At 74.9% G+C, this 18,450-nt stretch carries 13 protein-coding genes and 1 pseudogene; 6 read left to right on the plus strand and 8 right to left on the minus strand.

The annotated features are described in order from the left end of the window. Positions 1-68: 68 nt before the first annotated feature. Positions 69-1,904 carry an ABC transporter ATP-binding protein gene (locus tag BGP73_RS05250; protein WP_069812291.1) on the minus strand — a complete coding sequence of 612 codons (1,836 nt, stop codon included), beginning with the start codon at positions 1,902-1,904 and terminating at the stop codon, positions 69-71. Between the two features lie 41 nt (positions 1,905-1,945). Continuing rightward, positions 1,946-3,655, minus strand: coding sequence for an ABC transporter ATP-binding protein (locus tag BGP73_RS05255; protein ID WP_212732782.1), 1,710 nt, complete (start codon positions 3,653-3,655; stop codon positions 1,946-1,948). A 356-nt stretch (positions 3,656-4,011) separates the two neighbouring features. On the opposite strand from BGP73_RS05255, the gene BGP73_RS05260 reads away from it, so the two are divergent. The 3 genes and pseudogenes from BGP73_RS05260 to BGP73_RS22500 all read left to right on the plus strand — a co-directional run. Then, positions 4,012-5,091 carry a FecCD family ABC transporter permease gene (locus BGP73_RS05260; protein ID WP_069812293.1) on the plus strand — a complete coding sequence of 360 codons (1,080 nt, stop codon included), beginning with the start codon at positions 4,012-4,014 and terminating at the stop codon, positions 5,089-5,091. Continuing rightward, the gene (locus tag BGP73_RS05265) at positions 5,088-6,194 is read left to right on the plus strand and encodes a FecCD family ABC transporter permease (RefSeq protein WP_069812294.1); all 1,107 of its coding nucleotides are present in this window, start codon (positions 5,088-5,090) and stop codon (positions 6,192-6,194) included. Before BGP73_RS05260 ends, BGP73_RS05265 begins: the two co-directional genes overlap by 4 nt. Before the next feature lie 158 nt (positions 6,195-6,352). Beyond that, positions 6,353-6,505: pseudogene (locus BGP73_RS22500) on the plus strand (alcohol dehydrogenase); the annotation flags it as partial. Between the two features lie 116 nt (positions 6,506-6,621). Here the strand turns inward: BGP73_RS22500 and BGP73_RS05275 are convergent. From BGP73_RS05275 to BGP73_RS05300, 6 genes are all read right to left on the minus strand, one after another. After that, on the minus strand, positions 6,622-7,209 hold the full coding sequence (locus BGP73_RS05275; protein ID WP_069812296.1) for a GAF domain-containing protein: 588 nt from the start codon (positions 7,207-7,209) through the stop codon (positions 6,622-6,624). Beyond that, a complete protein-coding gene (locus tag BGP73_RS05280) occupies positions 7,193-8,071 on the minus strand; it encodes a S8 family peptidase (protein ID WP_069812297.1) in 879 nt (292 codons plus the stop codon). Before BGP73_RS05280 ends, BGP73_RS05275 begins: the two co-directional genes overlap by 17 nt. Positions 8,072-8,073: 2 nt before the next feature. Next, positions 8,074-11,220 (minus strand): adenylate/guanylate cyclase domain-containing protein, encoded by a 3,147-nt coding sequence (locus BGP73_RS05285; protein WP_069812298.1) that lies wholly within the window; start codon positions 11,218-11,220, stop codon positions 8,074-8,076. Between the two features lie 103 nt (positions 11,221-11,323). Then, complete coding sequence (locus BGP73_RS05290; RefSeq protein ID WP_069812299.1) at positions 11,324-11,530, minus strand: aroma-sacti cluster domain-containing protein; 207 nt, start codon at positions 11,528-11,530, stop codon at positions 11,324-11,326. Further along, entirely contained in the window at positions 11,527-12,261 is a 735-nt protein-coding gene (locus BGP73_RS05295) for an iron-containing redox enzyme family protein (protein ID WP_069812300.1), read from the minus strand. Before BGP73_RS05295 ends, BGP73_RS05290 begins: the two co-directional genes overlap by 4 nt. Beyond that, positions 12,258-13,355: a radical SAM protein gene (locus BGP73_RS05300; protein WP_069812301.1), complete on the minus strand. Its 1,098-nt coding sequence runs from the start codon at positions 13,353-13,355 to the stop codon at positions 12,258-12,260. Before BGP73_RS05300 ends, BGP73_RS05295 begins: the two co-directional genes overlap by 4 nt. Before the next feature lie 371 nt (positions 13,356-13,726). Between BGP73_RS05300 and BGP73_RS22980 the strand changes: the two genes are divergently transcribed. The 3 genes from BGP73_RS22980 (at position 13,727) to lanKC (ending at position 18,040) form a co-directional block, all read left to right on the plus strand. After that, a complete protein-coding gene (locus BGP73_RS22980) occupies positions 13,727-13,894 on the plus strand; it encodes a hypothetical protein (protein ID WP_170837753.1) in 168 nt (55 codons plus the stop codon). A gap of 188 nt (positions 13,895-14,082) precedes the next feature. Then, positions 14,083-15,411, plus strand: a complete 1,329-nt coding sequence (locus BGP73_RS05305) for an MFS transporter (RefSeq protein ID WP_069812302.1) — start codon at positions 14,083-14,085, stop codon at positions 15,409-15,411. A 40-nt stretch (positions 15,412-15,451) separates the two neighbouring features. After that, positions 15,452-18,040 carry a class III lanthionine synthetase LanKC gene (gene lanKC, locus BGP73_RS05310; RefSeq protein ID WP_069812901.1) on the plus strand — a complete coding sequence of 863 codons (2,589 nt, stop codon included), beginning with the start codon at positions 15,452-15,454 and terminating at the stop codon, positions 18,038-18,040. Positions 18,041-18,450: the final 410 nt, after the last annotated feature.

The raw sequence follows: 18,450 nt of genomic DNA on the forward strand, positions 1-18,450 counted from the left end.
CGGCTCGGGCGTCGCGCCGGCTCTCGGGAAGGAGCGCCCGGGAGCAAGCCACGGCGCCTGGGTCCCCGTCAGCCGGTGGCGACCTTCTGCGGCGCCCCATGCGGCTCGGCCCGTCCCGTCTCGGATCCCCCAGGCTGGCGGCGGCTGTCCGACCACGCGGCCCACAGGGCCGCATAGCGTCCGCCCGCGGCCACCAGATCGGTGTGGGTTCCCGTCTCGACGATCCGGCCCTCGTCGAGGACGACGATCCGGTCGGCGGTCGCGGCCTGCGGCAGCCGGTGCGCCACCATCAGGCCGGTGCGCCCTTCGAGTGCCCGGAGGGCGGCCGTCTCCAGGACCCGGGCGCCCGCACTGCCGGCGTCCGCGGTGGCTTCGTCCAGGATCGCGATCGGCGCGTCGGCGAGCACGAGTCGGGCCAGAGCCAGGTGCTGGGCCTGCGTCACCGTGAGCCGGTGGCCGCCCTCGCCGACCACCGTGTCGATGCCCTGGGGCAGCGCCTCGACCCAGCTGAGGGCGTCCACCCGGTCGAGTGCGACGCGCAGTTCCTCGTCGCTGGCCTCCGGCCGGGCCAGGCGCAGGTCGTCGGCGAGCGGCCCGGCGAACACGTGGACCTCCTGGCTGATCAGTGTCACCGTCCGCCGGACGCCGGCGGGGCCCAGTTCCCCGGTGTCGACGCCACCGAGGGCGATCGAGCCGTCGGACGGGCGGTGGATGCCGGCGATCAGCTTCGCCAGAGTGGTCTTCCCGGCTCCGCTCGCACCCACCAGTGCGACGCGTTCACCGCTCCGCACCGTCAGGTCGACCTTGCGCAGTACCGGATGCCCGGTGACGTACTCGTGGCTGAGCCCGGTCACCTCGACGGAACCGTCCACCGGCGCGGCCGACCGCTCGCCTTCCCGCTCGGGCGGCAGGTTCGACACCCCGACGAGACGGGCCAGGCTAGCGCCGGCGGACTGCGCGTCGTCGATGAGGAACAGCGCGGCGTTGATGGGGTTGAAGAGGCTGTGGAAGTAGAGCGCGGCCGCGGTCGCCGTGCCGATGGTCACGGAGCCGTTGTCGACCAGCAGGAACCCGGTGGCCAGGACGGAGGCCAGCCCGACGAACTCGGCGAGGTTGAGCCGGGAGAAGAAGCCCGTCACCAGGTGGATGGCGCGCAGCGCGATGTCCACGGACTGCTGGGAGCGGTTTTCCAGCAGTTCGGCGTGGCGGCCGTTCAGCCGGAAGGCGCGTACGGTGCGGACCCCGCCGATGCTGTCGAGGAGTTGGTGCTGCAGCGAGCCGGTCGCCACCCGGTGCTCCGCGTAGACGGGGGTGGCGCGGGGGATGAACCACCGCACGGTGAAGACGTGGATCGGCACGGCGAGCAGGACGGCGAGGAGGAAGCGCCAGTCCAGCACGGCGAGCCCGACCAGCGTCAGCACGATGGTGAGCAGGGCGCGGCTGAACTCCGGCAGCGCCTCACGGACCCCCTTGGTGATCACGGTCACATCGCCGGTGACCCGGGAGGTCAGATCGCCGGAGCCGGCCTCCTCCACACGTTCCAGCGGCAGCCGCAGGGCGCGCTCGATGAACCGCTCGCGGACGCTCGCCAGGATGCCCTCACCGAGCCGAGCGACGAGCGAGGTCCCGACCGCGATGGCGATACCGCGTGCCACGGCCACCGCGAGCAGGAGGACGATCGGCAGCGTCAGCGCCGCGGGGCCGCGCTGTTGGACGACCAGGTCGACGATGTGGCCGAGCAGCGGGGCGGTCAGCAGGCCGATGCCCGTTCCGACGACGAGTACGGTCACCGCGGACACCGTCAGCATCCGGTGGCGGCGGAGGAGGGTGCGCAGGACGGCGAGCGACTGGGCAGCGGTGGCGATCGGCAGGAGGGCGCGCTCCGGGGGGCGGGTTCCGCTCATCGTCCGTTCTCCGTCGTCGGCGTCGGCTGGGTCCGTAGCGGTCATGTCAGCACCACCGAGCGGTAGGCCTCGTCGCTGGCGACGAGGTCGGGATGGCTGCCTTCGGCGGTCACCGCGCCCCCGTCCAGCACCACGACCCGGTCCGTCACGGCGAGCAGCGCGGGGCTGGTGGTCACCACGATCGTGGTGCGGCCGCGGCGGAGGTCCCTGAGGCGGCCGGCGATACGGGACTCGGTGACCGTGTCGACGGCCGTGGTCGGGTCGTGGACGACCAGCACCGGCCGGTCGGCGGCGAGCGCCCGGGCGAGCGCGACCCGCTGACGCTGCCCGCCGGAGAGCGACCGGCCGCGCTCGGTGAGCATGGTGTCCACTCCCTCGGGGAGGTTGCGGGCGACCTCGTCGGCCGCGGAGGCCGCCAGGGCCGGTTCGACGTCCGCCGCCGCGCCGTCCGTTCCGGCCGGCACCCGGGCCCGTACGTTGGTCAGCAGGCTGTCCTCGAACAGGTCCGCGTCGTGGTGCGCGACGAGGATCGCGCGGCGGACCTCGCTGGGATCGAGACGGGCCAGCGGTACGCCGTCGAGTTCGATCACCCCCTCGGTGGGGTCGACCTCCCGTCCCAGGCAGCGCAGCAGGTCAGTGGCGGCGGACGGATCCCTGGTCACGATGCCGACCACGCTGCCGGGTTCGATGTCGAGGTCCGCGCCGCGCAACGCGCCGTGGGTGACCCCCCGGAACCGGAGACCGCCGGCGACCGGTTCGGCCAGTGCCGCCGCTCCGGCCGACACGGCGGGGGGTGAGGCGAGCACCTCGGCGATCCGCGCGGCCGAGGCGCGGCCCTGGGCGAACTCGCCGCTGAAGAAGGTGAGGAGTTGGAAAGGTCCGAGCAGGAACTGCGCGATTCCGACGGCCGCCACGAGTTCACCGACGCTGATCGTGCCGCGCATCGCCAGGTGGGCGCCGACCAAGCCGATGAGGACGATGAAGATACCGGTCAGCGCCTGGATCGCGCCGTCGTGCCAGGCCCGGCTCCGGGCGGCCCGCAGTGCGGCGGCCAGCGAGTCCTGGCTGGTCTGCCGGTACCGGGACACGGCGGCCGGTTCGGCTCCGATGCCCTTCAGCACGCGGAGCCCGGCGACCAGGTCGGCGGCGACCCCGGAGGCGTGTGCGGCGCGCTCCTGTTCGACCTCGCTCCGCCGTTCCAGCGGGCGGCTGATCCGGTGGCCCAGCCAGAGCAGGGGCGGGATGCCGAGGAGGACGAGGAGGCCCAGCGGTACCGAGATCCGCAGGAGAACCACGGCGCTGACGACCAGTCCGGCCACCGCTGCCATGCCGAAGGGCAGCACGGCCGGTACCTGTCCCACCCGTTTGGCGTCCCCGGTGGCGATGGTGGTGAGCACCCCGGGGAGGCGGCCCGCGTCGGCTCCACCGCGCGGGTCGAGCACCCTGGAGCCGAGGTCCAGCCGGATCCGGTGCGCGGCCTGCTCGCCGGCCCGCTCACTGATCCTGGCCGCGGTGCGGTAGCAGGTGGACAGGACAAAGAAGAGAGCGGCGAGTACCAGGGTCCAGCGCAGCAGCGCGCTGGAGGAACCGGTCGCCACGGCTTCGTCGATGACCACGCCGATGACGACGGGAACCATCGCCTCGCACCCCTGGTGGGCCATCCCGAGGAGCGCCGCTCCCCCGACCCGGCGACGCTGACCGCTGATCGCCCCCCGCAGGACGTCGCCCCCCGTCGGCCCTCCATCGAGCATTCGGCACCCCCACGGAGACCATCAATCAGTCAGGTTAGGCTACTCTAAGTTTCATCCCGGACCATGGCCCTCGCCGGGCCGCCGACAACCCTAGTGCCACGGCCAGCGGGGTTCGCTCATCGAGGCGCCGCGCCAGGCGTGGTCGGGCGCGAGCAGCCGGAAGCCCCCTGCACCGGCTCCTCCGGGCCCTGCAGCAGACACCTCGTGCGTCCCGGAGCGGTGCCGTGGCGGGCCGAACCCGGCCGACGGCGCACCGTCTGGAGGTCGCACCCCATTCCGCCATGTTGACTCTCCGTAATCATTCGGTTAGCCTCACCTAAGTACATGCTCGCCGCGATACCGCGCTGTGTCATCGGATGGGGGACCGGTTGTCGGTCGACGCGAAGACCGCACCCGAGAGCGAGACGTGCGAGGCGCGGCCGCCATCGCACCGGGTCGCGGCGGCCTCGCTCCGCGGCCTTGGGCTGCTCGTCGCTTTCGCCCTGCTGGTCGCCGTCTGCATGCTCAGCGTGTGGGTGGGGACGCGAGGGATTCCGTTCACCTCGACATGGGGTGTTCTGTGGCACGACGACGGCTCGAAGGCCGCCGTCATCATCCACGACTACCGGATCCCCCGGACCGTATTGGGCCTCCTGGTCGGTGTGGCGCTGGGGCTCTCAGGCGCGCTGATGCAGGCCCTGACACGCAATCCCCTCGCGGACCCCGGTCTGCTCGGCGTGAGCCTGGGGGCTTCGTCGGGTGTGGTCGTCGCCATCGCGTTCCTCGGAGTCGGTTCGGCCCTCGGTTACGTGTGGTTCGCCTTCCTCGGGGCGGCACTGGCGTCCGCGGCCGTCTACCTGCTCGGCTCAGCCGGGCGGAAACCGGCGACACCGGACCGGATGGTCGTCGCGGGGGCCGCGATCACCGCCGTGCTCTACGCCTTGAACTCCGCGGTGCTCCTACTCGATCCCGAGGCGTTCGACTCCTTCCGGTTCTGGACGGTGGGGACGCTCGCCGGTCGGAACATCGAGGTGGTGTACGTGATCCTGCCCTTCGTCGCCGTGGGCCTGCTGATCACCCTCTCCCTGGCCCGACCGCTGAACGCACTGGCCCTGGGTGACCAGGTGGGCAAGGCCCTCGGTGTGCGCGTCGGCCGGACCAAGGCGCTTGCTGCGGTCGCCGTGATGCTGCTCTGCGGCGCGGCCACCGCGGCCGCGGGACCCATCGGATTCGTCGGCCTCGCGGTGCCCCACGTGGCCCGCTTCGTCGTCGGCCCGGACCAGCGCTGGGTACTGGCCTACTCCACTCTCCTCGCCCCCATCCTGCTGCTGGGCGCCGATGTCCTGGGCCGCGTCATCGGCGCCCCCGGCGAGGTCCAGGTCGGTATCGTCACCGCCTTCCTGGGCGCCCCGCTGTTCATCGCGCTCTGCCGTCGCCGAAAGCTGGTCATGCTGTGAGTTCCGCGGAGGAGACCCTCGGCTCCCCCGGCGACCCGGCCGACGCGGAGCAAAGCCTCCGGCCGGTCCGCGGCCTCGTCCTGCGGACCCCGGGTGGCGGACTCTCCGTACGGGTCCAGCTCCGCGCGGTCGCCGTGTCGGCCGCGCTCCTGTGCCTGCTCGTGCTGGTCATGGCCGTCACTCTGACCACCGGGGACTTCGAACTGACCGTCCCGGAGACCCTTCGCGCCCTGGCCGGCCACGGCACGGGCGGCGCCGACTTCATCATCAACACCGTCCGTCTGCCGCGGCTGTTGACCGCCCTCTTCGTCGGAGCGGCGCTGGCCGTCAGCGGGGCCATCCTGCAGAGCCTCTCAGGCAACCCGCTCGGCAGCCCGGACATCATCGGGTTCACCAACGGCGCTGCGACCGGCGCACTGCTCACCATCATCGTGCTGCACGGGAGCATGACCCAGATCGCGCTGGGGGCGCTGGTCGGCGGGCTGGCGACGGCCGCCGCGGTCTACCTGCTGGTGTTCTCCAGGGGGCTGCTGGGATTCCGGCTCGTGGTCGTCGGGATCGGCGTGAGCGCCCTGCTGCTGGCCGTCAACCAGTACCTGATCACTCGGGCCAGCCTCCAGGAGGCCCTGGAGGCCCAGGCATGGCTCATCGGCAGCCTCAACGGCCGCGGTTGGGACCAGGCGAACGGGACGGGGATCGCCATCGCGATCCTGTTCCCCATCGCCTTCCGGTACGCCCGCAGGATGTCGCTGCTGGAGATGGGGAACGACACCGCTAGGGCGCTGGGGGTGAACGCGGGACGCAGCCGGCTGGTGCTGCTCGTCGTCAGCGTGGCGCTGGCCGCGTTCGCCACCGCGGCGACCGGTCCGATCTGGTTCGTCGCGCTGGCAGCCCCCCAACTCGCCCGCGGACTGGTCCGCTCCTCCAGCCCCGGACTCGTCCCGGCGGCCTTGATGGGCGCGCTGCTGCTGGCCGCCAGCGACCTCGCGGTACAGCGGATCTTCTCCCCCGCCATCCTCCCCGTGGGTACGGCGACGGGCACCATCGGCGGCCTCTACCTCGTCTGGCTACTGGTCACCGAATCCCGGAAGAGCCGGGCCTGACGGACACGGGCGTCCCACGGGCGCGGCCTGGACTACCTCACCCCGGGCGACAAACAGAAGACTGGACGTCCGTCTAGTGGGCCGAGCCCCTCGAAGAGGCCCTGTTGGAGCACCGGTCAGCCGCCAGCCCCGACGACGACCGGCGGGCGATCCTCCACCTCGACGTCAACCCGGAGCGCCTGGCCACCGCAGGTTCACTCGGCTGCTCGGCCACCGCCGCCCGTGCCGATGAGCTGGACCGGCCCGGCGGCTGGGACGTCGTCGACGCTCCCCGTAGTGCCCAGGCCATCCTGGACGGCCTGGGACGCGTGGGGGCGGAGACGCACCGTCCCGCCCGTAGTGAGGAGGGCGACGGCCGCCGTCCGTAGCCCCGCGGCACCGGCCGAACCTGGCCCTGGAGCAGTGATCAGGCCGCCTCCCCCGTCCCTCACGCGGGTTCGCGCAGGAGTTGTTCCAGGCTGCCGAGTAGGCGCAGGGCGTCGGCTCGGCGGGAGGGAGTGAGGGGGGACGGGGGCTGGGGGGCGAGGACGTGGAGGGCTGTTGCCGCCTGGCGGGCGAATAGGGCGAGCAGGTCGAGTTCCGGCAGGCCGGAGCGGGCCTGCGGGGATGGGTCCAGGACCTCCAGGACGCCGAGTACCCGGGCGTCGCTGACCAGGGGTGCGGCCATCAGGGCGTCGGGGACGTAATCGGTCGACTCGGCCACCGAGCGGTCGAAGGAGCGGTTGGCGGTGAGGTCGTCGACGACGACCGGTTCCCCGGAGGTGGCGACCCAGCCGGCGATACCGCTGCCCGCCGAGAACCTGCGGCCGACCAGGAACTCCTCGCCCTCGCCGGAGACGGCGGCGAAGACGAGTTCGTCGTGCTCCTCGTCGAGGAGGAGGACGGAGCTCGCCGCGGCACCGAAGATGGCGCGGGCCACCTCGACGACGGACTGGAGGAGTTCGCCGCGGCGGGCGTCACCGGCTCCGCCGGGGAGCGGCGCCGGGGCCGCGACGGGGTCAGTTCTCAGAGTCATCGGAAGCCTCTCCTGCCGGAAGGTGATGCCGCGGCGCCACGCGTACGTTGGCCGCGGACAGATAGAGGGCACTCTTGAGCTGGAAGGGCGTCATCCTCGGACGGGCGGAGAGGAGACGCGCGCTGAGGCCGGTGATGTAAGGGGTGGCGAAACTGTTGCCGGTGGTGCGGATGGTGGCGCCGCCCAGCCACGGCACCGTCACGTTCTGGCCGGGTGCAAAGAACTCGACGGGCGGGGACGGGTTGTAGAGGTGGAGGGCGGGGTCGTCCTCCTGGTGGCTGCCGACGGAGATCACCGAGGCGAACCGCCAGGGGAAGCTCTCCACGGGTGTGTTGTGGGCCGAGGCGACGAGGACCGACCGCGCGAAGTAGGCGCGGTCCGCCAGGTCGTGCAAGTCCTGGGCGAAATGGGTGCGGGTGGTGGAGAGGCTGAGGTTGATCAGGTCGAACCCCTGGTCGACGGCCCACCGCAGCCCGGCCAGGAGCACGTCGCCGGTGCCGGAGAACCGTTCGCCGAGCACCCGGACGCTGGAGATCTCGCACTCCGGTGCGGTGCGGCGGATGATGCCCGCGCAGGCGGTGCCGTGGCCGCAGGTGTCCCCGGTGTCGGTCTCGCGGACCTCTGTCCCCCCGGACTCCGCGTCCTTGACGACCACCCAGGAACCGGCGAGCGGGCCGACGAGCGGGTGGTCGCGCTCCACGCCGGAGTCGACGACGCAGACCCGCACCCCGCGCCCGGTCCCCGCACCGGGGTCGTCCGCGAGGGCGGGATCGGCGACGACGGGCAGGTCGTCGGGGCCCCGGCCGCGCAGACTCCAGGTCAGCGCGGTCCCGGGCGATGCCCCCGTGGTGGTGGTCGCCATCGTCAGCTCGCCCTCTCGGTCGTGGTCTTACCGGCCGGTACGCAGACGGGGCCGCCGAGCGGCGCGCGGGCGGCGCGTATCCCGGGCCAGTGGCCCTTGTCGGTGAAGTGCCCCTCCGCCCGGCGGGCCGCCGCCGCGGCGGCGGCGCCGCGGCCGAGCGAGGCGAGGACTCGCGCCCGGTCGAGGGCGGCCGTCGCCCGGAGCAGGGGCGAGTCGGTCAGTGCGGCGGTGGCCACGGCCTCGTCGGCGGCGGCCAGCGCGGCGTCGCCCCGCCCCTCGGCGGCGGCCAGCCGGGCCCGCAGCCCGGTGAGGTCGACGGAGTCGGCACGGGAGAGCCCCTCGGCCCACTCGGCCGGGGCGAGGCGGGCCGCCGCCTCGGACACGCGCCGCTCGTCCAGCAGCAGCCGCCCGGTCTCCAGCGCGATGGCGACCCGCATCCCGCCCGCGCCCAGGCGCTCCGCCTCGGCGTCGGCCCCGGCGAGCAGGCGTAGCGCCTCGGTACGCCGCCCGGCGAGTGCCATGACGGCGGCGCGGAAGACCGGGAGGAAGACGCCGGCCTCGGCGTAGGCGAGTTCGGCGGCGAACCGGGCCGCCTCGTCCAGGGCGGCCCGTGCGTCGTCCGGCCGGTCGTGCAGGGCGAGGAGGACGGCGAGCGGGCAGTTGAGGGTGACACCGACCGTGGGACGGCCGCCGCCGTGGGCGGCCAGCAGGGCTCGGCAGCGGTGGACGGCCGAGGCGACGGGTTCGGGGCCGCGCCACAGCGAGACTCCGACGGCGCCCAGTGCTGCGGCCCGCTCGGGTTCCGCGCCGGCGGCGACCGCGTGGTCCAGCGCCTGGACCAGTTCCCGGTCGGCCTCCTCGTGGCGGCCGGCCGACTGGCACTGCTGGCCGAGCCGCAGCCGAGCCCTGGCCTGGCCGATCCGGTCGCCCGCCGCCTCGAAGACGGGCAGCACGGCGCGGGCGACCGGGGCGAGGGCACCGCCGGGGTCCTGGACGGCGAGCGCGAGCCGGGCGTGGGCGGCCTCGACCGGGACTGTGCCGTCCACCGGTACGCGACGCAGCAGGGCGGCACCATCCTCGGTCCGACCGAGGGCGATACGTACCTCGCCGAGCCGGCGCAGGGCGGCGACGGCGCCGGGGGTGCCGGGTTCCGCCAGTTCGACGGAGCGGCCCAGCAGGCTGTCGGCCCAGGTGAGGTCGGAGCGGGCCAGGGCTTGGGCGCCGGCCCGGCCGAGCGCGGTGACGGCCCGGCCGCGCAGCAGGGCGGTGCGAGCGTCGACGAGGCCGAGTTCGGTCCGCAGGCGGCAGGCGCGCTCCAGGTGTCCGCCGACCGCTGCGTCCCCGGCGGCGGTGACACTCGGTAGCTGGGCGGCCTCCTCGTGGCGTTCGGCCTTGGCCCGCTTGGAGAGGGAGGCGTACGCCACCTCCTGGACCAGGCCGCTGGCGAAGCGGTAGGGGCTCAGCGGGCCGGTGCCGACCGGTTCGACCAGGCGGCGCCGGTGCAGCCGCCGGAGCACCGGGAGGACGGTGGCGGGGTCGGCGCCGCCCGGCGGGGGCGCGGCGCCCTGGGCGGTGGCGGCGAGATGGGCCAGTTCGGCTGGGTCGAACTCGCGGCCGACGACGCAGGCGACGTCGAGGAGGAAGCGTTCGGCCGGGTTCAGTGCTCCGATCCGGGCGCCGAGGAGGGCCTGGAGGGTCGGGGGCAGGTCGTCGCCGGGCAGTGCCGCGGCGGCGTCGTCGGCGGGTAGGAGCAACTGCTCCAGGTAGAGCGGGTTGCCCTCGGCACGTTCCAGCAGGTGGGCTGGGGTGGGGGCGCCCGGGGTCAGTTCGGCGGCGAGCCGGGCCGCCTCCTCGGGGGCCAGCCCGTCCAGGCGCAGCGGGGCCGCCGCCGCGGGCGGAGCGGCGCCGCCGGGGCGGCCGACGCAGACGGTGAGGACGGGCGCCTCCCCGAGCCGGGCGTGCAGGCGTTCGACGGCGTTGACCAGGGACGGCGGGGCCCAGTGCCAGTCGTCGAGCAGGAGGACGGGGCGGCACGTGCGGGCGGTGCGGGTGAGGACCGTGGCGAGGGCCGCGCACATCTCCTCCAGGGGCACGTTGGGCGTGCCGTCGTGAAGCAGGCCCCGGGCGAGGACGCCGAGGGCGCCGGCGTCCCGGCGGTCGTCCGCCGGAGGCGGCGCCTCGGCCAGCACCGTGCGCACCGCGTCCGCGAGCGGCGACAGGGAGCCGTGGTCGCCGTAGCTCCGGCAGCGCCCGGCGCCGTACACGAGCTGGCCGGGTGCGGCCGTGCGGGTGCGCCACTCCCGTACCAGCCGGGTCTTGCCGGTGCCCGCCTCGCCCACGAGGTGCAGCAGCCGGGCGCCGCGGCGGGCGGCCCGCGACTCCTCGCTCAGGAGAGCCAGCTCGGTGCGGCGGCCGACGAAGGCGACGTCGAAGCGGCGCAGTAGTTCCGGGTCGTCGGCACCGAGGGCGAGCAGCCGGTAGGCCCGGACCCGCTCGGCCTTCCCCTTGAGGGCCAGCGGACCGACCTCCTCGACGGCGACGGTGGGGCCGGCGGCGCTCAGCGTCTGGGGGCCGATCAGGATCTCCCCCGGGCCCGCGTTCTGCTCCAGCCGGGCGGCCACGTTCACCGTCTCGCCGGAGATCAATGCCTGCCGGGCGGTGGTGTCCGAACCGGCCACCACCTGGCCGGTGTTGATCCCGATCCGAATGCTGATGCGCAGGCCGAGGGTCTGCTCCAGCTCGGTGTTGAACCGGCTAAGCGCCTCCCGGATGCCGAGGGCCGCCGCCAGGGCCCGGCGGGCGTCGTCCTCGTGGACGCGGGGCACGCCGAAGACCGCCATGACCGCGTCGCCGATGAACTTCTCCGGTGTGCCGCCGCGCGCCTCGATCTCCGCGCTCATCAGCCCGAACCAGCGCAGGGTGACGGTCCGCAGCGTCTCCGGGTCAAGGGCGCCGGAGAGGGCGGTGGAGCCGACCATGTCGCAGAAGAGCACGGTCACCGGCTTGCGCTTGTCCTCGGGCAGCGGGATGCCGGGGCCGGGCACGGCGGCCGGTACGGGCCGTTCGACGTCCGGGGCCGCGAGCGCGCCGCAGGCGCGGCAGAAGCGGGCGCCCGCGGGGAGCCCCTGGTGGCACGAGGAGCAGGTCATCTCTCAGGGTCCTTCCTGGCGGACGGGTCGGGGGCTCCGCTGGGCCGGTCCCGGTCCCGGCCCCGGGGAGCGGGCCGGGACCGGCGGTGCGTCCGGCGGGGCGTCAGAAGAGGGCGCCGCCGGCGATCTCGCCGTGTGCCTCCACCTCCGGGCCCACGGCGTCGAGCCGGCCCTTGATGTCGAGCAGGACGGCCAGTTCCTCCGGCGCCAGGCCGGTCAGGACCTCGCGCTGCTCCTCGGTGAGCAGGTCGACCGCAAATCCGGCCTCGTGCAGCCGGGTCAGCAGATCGGGTCGCTGGGGTGGTGTCATCCGGGACCTCCCGTCGAAGTGGGCCGTCCGGTCTCCCGCAGCGGCACGGCGGCCGGTGCGCGGCGCCCGAGCCGGACGAAGATACTGGTGAGCGCGTCCACGGTGTGCAGGGCGCTGACCGCGAGGAGCGCCTCGTCCCGCCCGGTCAGCGGCAGGGTGTCCAGCAGGGCGTACACGTCGTCGACATGGCCCGCGTCGAGTCGCGCGTGGGCCTCGACGGTGCGGAACGCCGCCTCGGGCAGGCCGGTCCGCCGGGCCAGCACAGCGCCGAGGAGCGCGGCCGGGGCGTGGCCCTCCAGGACGGCGATGTAGCCGACGAGCGCCAGCGGATGGTGGTGCTCGATCCAGTAGTGCTGCGCGCCGGTGAGCGCGGCGACGTCGGGCGGCGGGATGGCCCCGAGCACGGCCCCGGTGTCCGCGCCGGCGGCGGCCAGGTCTTCCAGCAGCCAGAGGTCGTGGTCGGCCTCCTCCAGGGCGTGGGCACGCAGGTACCGGGCGAGGGGCGCGCCGAGCGGGTCGGCGTCGCGGGCGGCGGCCCGGTCGGCCAGTTCGGCGGCACGTTCCATCAGCGGCACCGACCCCCTGATCACCTGGTGCATCGTCACGAGGTACGCGAGGTAACGCTCGCGGGGGCGGTCGGCCCGCCACAAGGCGGCGGTGGCGCCGTGCGGCCCCGCCTCAACCAGGGAGAGCTTGGCGCGGAGCCGGGCGGAAGCGGTGAGCGGGCTCACCGTACGGCCTCCGGTCCGCCCGGTGCGGGCCGCTCCACCCAGGCGGCGTACGGGGCGCAGCCGTGGGCACGGACCAGCGCGGTGGCGCCGTGGGCGGAGCGGCCCCGACTGACCGTGAGGTCCAGCAGGGCGCCCGCCGCCCCGGAGGCCGTCCGTTCGGCGGCCGCGACGGCACCGGGGAGCGCGGAGAGCTGGTGGCAGGCGTCGCAGTAGGAGGCGGCAGGGGGTTCGTTGGGGGCGTGGCGTGCTCTGAGGTGGAGGGGGCCGACGGTGCGGACCATCCGCAGCAGGGGCGAGTCGAGGGCGCGGGCGCGGACGGTGCCCCAGGTGTCCTCGGCGACGTGGCCGAGCCGCAGGTGCGGCGGTACGGGGCGCCGGTCCACCGCGTGCTGGTTGCAGCAGGCGATCACGGTGCCGTCGAAGGCGACGACCGGCCAGGCGGCCATCGCACAGGGTGCCGGGGCGGCCCCGTCGTCCGTGCGTACGGCCCGTGCGGGGCGCGCCCAGGCGGCGGCCCGGCCGAACGCCCTGATCTCGTTGACGAGAACGGGCAGGGTGCCGCCGAACTCGCGGTCGACGGCGGCGGTGGCCTCGGCCAGGTAGGGGTCGTCGGGCCCTGTCCCGGTGAGGTGCAGGCTGACCCGCGTACCGGTGGCGCTCAGCTCGCGCAGGGCGGCGAAGACCTTCTCGCGGGGCACTTCGCGCTCGTGGTGCAGGTCGAGGCTGGCGGAGAAGTGGTCGACACTGGCGGCGGCGCGCAACACGGCCTTCGGCACGGTCCTGGCGCGGGCGAAGAACATGCCGCTGAGGACGGCGGTACGTGTCCCCTTCTCCCGTGCGCTGAGAGCGAGATCGCGCACCAGGCCGGGCATGAGCAGGGGTTCGCCGCCGGTCAGCATCATGACCTCCGGGCGGTCGCGGCCGGTGAACGAGGCGACGAAGCGCCGCAGATCGCCCGGGTCGGGCCGTTCGGCGCTCGCGGGGCCGGAGCCGGTGGAGCAGTGGGCGCAGCTCAGAGGGCAGCGGCGGGTGAGCGTGACGAGCAGGCCGGCCGCCGGCTGGGGCCGCAGGCCGATGATCTCCGCGAGTCGCATCCGTCGCCTCCTCAGTCCGCCCGCGCGGCGGGTGCCGGGGCGGGCCGGGTCCGCCGTGTTGACGTACCCGTACCGCAGGAGGCTCGCGCACCGGGTTTGGCGAACGGTTCGGCGGCGGTTGGCGAACGGTATGGGCCGAGGCCGGCGGCCCGGCGAGGCCCGTTCCGGGGCCCGCCGGAGCCCCGGCGGGCGGGCGGCGGGCACCGCGGGCTGCGGGTTAACCGTCCCCATACCGACACCGGGGCGTTCGTGGGGACGGGCTTCCTAACGTTCTGCTCATCGGCAGGCCGACGGCAGGCCGAAGCCGGTCCGGCGGGTCGCCGCCCTCCGGCGCAGTCCGATACGACACCTACGAGTGGACGGAGACCGTCATGTCCGAGAACACCCAGCCGAAGACCCCCGAGACCGCCGAGACCCCCGAGGTCGAGGCGCACGGCGCGTCGGTCCTGGACCTGCAGGGCACCACCGCGGTGGACAGCGAGCACACCGTCCCCGGCAACTGCATCAGCGTCCTCAGCGTGGTCGAGAACGTGCAGTGAGCTCCACGCCGGGCGCCGCACGCGGCGCCTGGCCGACCGGAGGGGGCGGACCCGTACGGAGAGACGGGTTCCGCCCCACCGGGCGTTGCGGTCCGGCCGGTGCCGCCGCGTGCCGCCGCCCGCCCCGGAGCGCCGCTCAAGCGAGCCCCCGTCCCGTCACGTTCCGACCCGCCCCAGGGGAGCCGACCATGGCCGTGCCCGAGCGCGCAGTCCCGCTGCGCGCCAACCGAGACTTCCGGCTGCTCTGGCTGAGCGGCCTCTTCGCCGTGATCGGCACCCAGATGACGGCGCTCGCCCTGCCCCTGCTCGTGCTGCGTGAGACCGGTTCGGCCGTGCAGGCCGGGGCGATCGGCACCGTCTCCGTCGCCTCGCTGCTGGTGACGATGCTGCCCGGCGGCGTGGTCGCGGACCGGGTGGAGCGGCGCCGGCTGATGCGGCTCTGCGACCTCGGGAGCCTCACCGTGGTGACCGCGCTGGCCGTCGCGGTGTGGAACGGGCATACACCGCTCGTGCTCGTCCTGCTGGTCGCCGCGGCCGCCGCGGTGATCACCAGCCTCTACGGCCCGGCCGCGTTCGGGCTGATGCGGGCGGTGGTGCCGCGGGACCAGATGGGCACGGCCACGGCCCGGCTCCAGGCCCGCACCGCCACCGCCCGGCTGGTGGGTCCGCTGATCGGCGGGGCGTTGTTCGGCCTCCACCCGGTGCTGCCGTTCCTCGCGGAGGCGGTCGGCCTGGCCCTGTCCACGCTGTGCGTCGCCCTGGTCCGCACCCGCTCGCGTCCGGCGTCCCGCGCCGGACGCCCCTTCAGCCGCCGTGAGCTGACGGCCGGTCTGTCCTTCCTCTGGGAACTTCCGTACCTGCGGACAGTGCTGCTGGTCTTCGGCCTGGGCATGAACTTCGCGTTCGGGGCGATGACCTTCACCGCCCTGTCGGTCTTCTCCGACAGCGGCCGGTCCGGGGTGGGCGGCGGCCTGATCGTGACGTGTACCTCGGCCGGGGCGCTGGCCGGGGCCCTGCTGGCCCCACGGCTGCGGCCGGAGCGGCGTGCCGGGCTGCTGATCCCGGCCACCTGCTGGATCTGCGTGGCGACAGCCGGGGCGCTGGCGGTAGTGCGGGAACCGCTGGTGGCCGGGGTGCTGGTGATGGCCTGCATGTTCCTCTCCACGGTCGCCAGCATCGGCTTCCTGTCCACGCTGCTGGTGGTGACCCCCGACGACCGGGTGGGCCGGGTGCAGAGCTCCGCCGGCTTCCTCTCCTCGCTGGTGCAGCCGCTCGGCCCGCTGACGGGCGGCGCGCTGCTCACGGCGTTCGGCCCGGTGGCGGCCTTCCTCTCGATCGGCACGGTACTGGCGGTGTCGGCGGCGGTGGTGACCTTCGCACCTTCGGCCCGCGCGGTGCCCTCCTACGAGGAGGCCGAGGCCACCGGGGCACCCGGCGATGCGGCCGCATCCCGTCCGCCCGGGGAGGACGGCCCCGGCCGGACGACCCCGGCCGCCGCGCCCCCGGCCCCGCACTGACCCGCTCCCCCACTCACCCCTGGCAGAAAGGCGGCGGACCGTGCCCGGCCTCCACCAGAACCAGCTTTACTCGCTCGCCGACCCGACGTTCTACGAGACCCCCGCCCGGCTCCCCGACGAGGGGAGCAGGTTCGCCCTGGACCAAGAACCGGCGCCCGCCGGGTGGAGCAAGGGGCGCTCCGGGCTGTGGACCTCCCTGCGGCCGGACGGCGTGACCGTCACCGAGCAGGGCTGGAAGATCCACGTGTCGGCGGTCCCCGAGGACGCGGCGTCGACGTTGCGGGAGACCGTGCGGATCTGCGTGCGCCACCGGGTACCGGTCAAGTTCCTGCGCAGCCACCGGGCGCTCGCCCTGATGTCGGACAAGTACATGGCGCGCGGCAGCAGCGGCAAATTCGTCACGGCCTATCCGCCGGACGAGCCCGCCTTCCTGCGGCTGATGACCGAGTTGTCCGACGCGCTGGAGGGCCGTCGCGGCCCGTACGTCCTCAGCGATCTGCGGATCGGCGCCGGACCGGTCCACGTCCGGTACGGCTCCTTCACCGAGCGCTGGTGCCGGGCGACGGACGGCACCACGGTCCCGGCACTGAGCACTCCGGACGGTCGGCTGGTCCCCGACGAGCGCGACGTGGTCTTCCGGGTGCCGCCGTGGGTCACGGTGCCCCCGGAGCTGGGCCCGCACCTCGCGGCCCGCGCCGCGGCCCGGGACGACGGCTTCCCCTACGTGGTCGACCGGGCGCTCCAGTTCTCCGACGCGGGCGGCATCTACCTCGCCCGGCACCGCGGCACCGGCGAACGGGTCGTACTGCGTGAGGCGCGCCCGCACTCCGGCCTGGACGCGGCGGGCGACGACGCGGTTACCCGCCTGCACCGCGAACACCGGGCGCTGCAGCGGCTGGCGGGCCTGGAGTGCGTACCGCGGGTGCACGGCGTGCGCACGGTCTGGGAGCACCACTTCCTCGTCGAGGAGTACGTCGAGGGGCGCACCCTCCTCCAGGAGATCGTCGCCCGGTACGCGCTGGTGCGCGGCGAGCGCACCGACGCCCAACTCGACGCCTACCGGGCGTGGGCCGACGAGGTGACGGGACGGCTGGCGGAGGCACTCGCCTCCGTGCACGCCCGGGGCCTGCGCTTCGGCGACCTCCACCCTGCCAACGTCGTCGTGCGCCCCGACGGCTCCCTGGTCCTCATCGACTTCGAGTACGCCACCGGGCTGGACGATCCGAGCCCGTTCGCCGGTGCCTTCGGCATGCAGGCCCCGGCGGGCACACCGGGCGCGGAGGCCGACGCGTACGCGCTGTGGTCGACGTGGCTGCACATGCTGATGCCGCTCACCGAGATGGCCGGGCACGACCGGCGCAAGGCCCTCGTCCTGGAGCGCTGGGCCCGGGACCGCTACCGGCTCGCCCCCGACGCGGGCCCGCCGCGCCCGGCGCTGCTCGCCCCGGCCGCCGGTACGGCCGATCCGGTGGAGGAGTTGCTCGCGGGCCCGGTGCCGGACTGGGAACGCCTGCGTGCCCTGCTGCTGGCGGGGATAGGCGCCGCCGCCACCCCCGAACGCCTGGACCGGCTCTTCCCGGGCGGCCCCGACGGGTTCGCCACCGGCGGCGTGTGCGCGGCGCACGGCGCGGCCGGTGTGCTGCACGCGCTGCGCCGTACCGGCGCCGACGTGCCCGCGGAGTGGGTGCGGTGGCTCGCCGAGGCGTCCCTGCGCCGGCCCCCGGCCCGCGCGGGCGGGTTCCTCGACGGTCTGCCCGGGGCCGCGGCGGTCCTCGCGGCGCTCGGCGAGGGGGAGGTGGCGGCGGAGTTGCTGGAGCGGAGCGCGGCCGCGCCCGCTCCGGTGGGCGCGGACCTCGCGACGGGCCGCGCGGGAACGGCGCTGGCCGCGCTGCGGGTCGCGCGGGCCGCCGGCGGCCCCGAAGCGGCCCCGCCGCCCGCGGTCCTGCGTACCGCCCGCGACCTCGCCCGGCTGGCCCGCGGCGAGACCGTACCGGGGCTGGCGGCGCCGGACTCCGCGGGTCTGCTGCGCGGGCTCTCCGGAGCGGCCCTGCTCCACCTGGAGCTGTACGAACTGACCGGCGAGTCCTGGCTGCTGGCCGCCGCGCGGGACGTGCTGCACCGGGAGGCCGCACACTGCGTGCGGCTGCCGGGCGGCTCCGTCCAGGTCAAGGACGGCCGCCGCCACCTGCTCTACCTCGACCAGGGCAGCGGCGGCTTCGCCCTCGTCGCCCGTGCCTACCTGGAACACCGCGAGGACCCCCTGCTGGCCGAACTGCTGCCCGGCGTACGCCGGGGGTGCGTCCTGGAATTCGTCCGTGAGCCCGGCCTCTTCACCGGCCGCGCGGGCCTGACGGCGACGGCCCACGCCCTCGACACGTCCTCCGCACCCGGCGAGACGCGCCCTCCGGCACCCGACGTCCTGGCCTCGGTACGCAATCTGGCCTGGCACCTGGTCCAGGACGACGCACGTCTCCTCGTCCCCGGCGCAGGCCTGCGCCGCTTCTCCACCGACCTCGCCACCGGCTCGGCCGGACTGCTGCTGGCCCTGCACACGCTGGCGGGCGGGGACGGCGGGGCGGCCTCGGAGTCCGGACCGAGGAGGCTCCTCTCCCTGCTCACCCTGGGGTGACGGCAGCCGCCGCCCGGACGGTGCCCGGCCCCCATCCTGAGACATCGCCCCTCCGGGCGGGACCGCGCTGGGAAGCGGTCCTGACGAGGCTCGGCGGACGGAGCGGTACCGGACGAACCGAGGGCTGGCCGCGCGGCGGCCGGTGCCGACTGATGACCGCGGGACCCTGATGGCGGTTTCCCGTCGCGCCCCCGGATCGTCGGGGTGCGGCGGCCTCCGGACCCGGGGCACGAGTGGACCGGGCCGGTCGCGGTGCGCGACCGGGTCCTTCGGCGTACGGCCGGGTGGCGCATCCGGCCACCCGCGGCCGGGCCGATGCCGCGGGCCCCGGGTGGGCCATGTCCCGGCCGACGGCCTCGGGGGCTCCGCCGCCGCACTGGACGCGATGCCAGCCACCTCCGCCCCTCGCC

Origin of the sequence: Streptomyces sp. TP-A0874 (genome assembly GCF_001748085.1) — a bacterium.
Classification (GTDB): domain Bacteria; phylum Actinomycetota; class Actinomycetes; order Streptomycetales; family Streptomycetaceae; genus Streptomyces.

Excerpts from the sequence above, each read along its gene's own strand:
- BGP73_RS05250 (WP_069812291.1), bottom strand. The coding sequence starts at position 1,904 with ATGAGCGGAACCCGCCCCCCGGAGCGCGCCCTCCTGCCGATCGCCACC.
- BGP73_RS05260 (WP_069812293.1), top strand. The coding sequence starts at position 4,012 with ATGGGGGACCGGTTGTCGGTCGACGCGAAGACCGCACCCGAGAGCGAG.
- BGP73_RS05275 (WP_069812296.1), bottom strand. The coding sequence starts at position 7,209 with ATGACTCTGAGAACTGACCCCGTCGCGGCCCCGGCGCCGCTCCCCGGC.
- BGP73_RS05300 (WP_069812301.1), bottom strand. The coding sequence starts at position 13,355 with ATGCGACTCGCGGAGATCATCGGCCTGCGGCCCCAGCCGGCGGCCGGC.
- BGP73_RS05255 (WP_212732782.1), bottom strand. The coding sequence starts at position 3,655 with ATGCTCGATGGAGGGCCGACGGGGGGCGACGTCCTGCGGGGGGCGATC.
- BGP73_RS05290 (WP_069812299.1), bottom strand. The coding sequence starts at position 11,530 with ATGACACCACCCCAGCGACCCGATCTGCTGACCCGGCTGCACGAGGCC.
- BGP73_RS05305 (WP_069812302.1), top strand. The coding sequence starts at position 14,083 with ATGGCCGTGCCCGAGCGCGCAGTCCCGCTGCGCGCCAACCGAGACTTC.
- BGP73_RS05280 (WP_069812297.1), bottom strand. The coding sequence starts at position 8,071 with ATGGCGACCACCACCACGGGGGCATCGCCCGGGACCGCGCTGACCTGG.
- BGP73_RS22980 (WP_170837753.1), top strand. The coding sequence starts at position 13,727 with ATGTCCGAGAACACCCAGCCGAAGACCCCCGAGACCGCCGAGACCCCC.
- BGP73_RS05285 (WP_069812298.1), bottom strand. The coding sequence starts at position 11,220 with ATGACCTGCTCCTCGTGCCACCAGGGGCTCCCCGCGGGCGCCCGCTTC.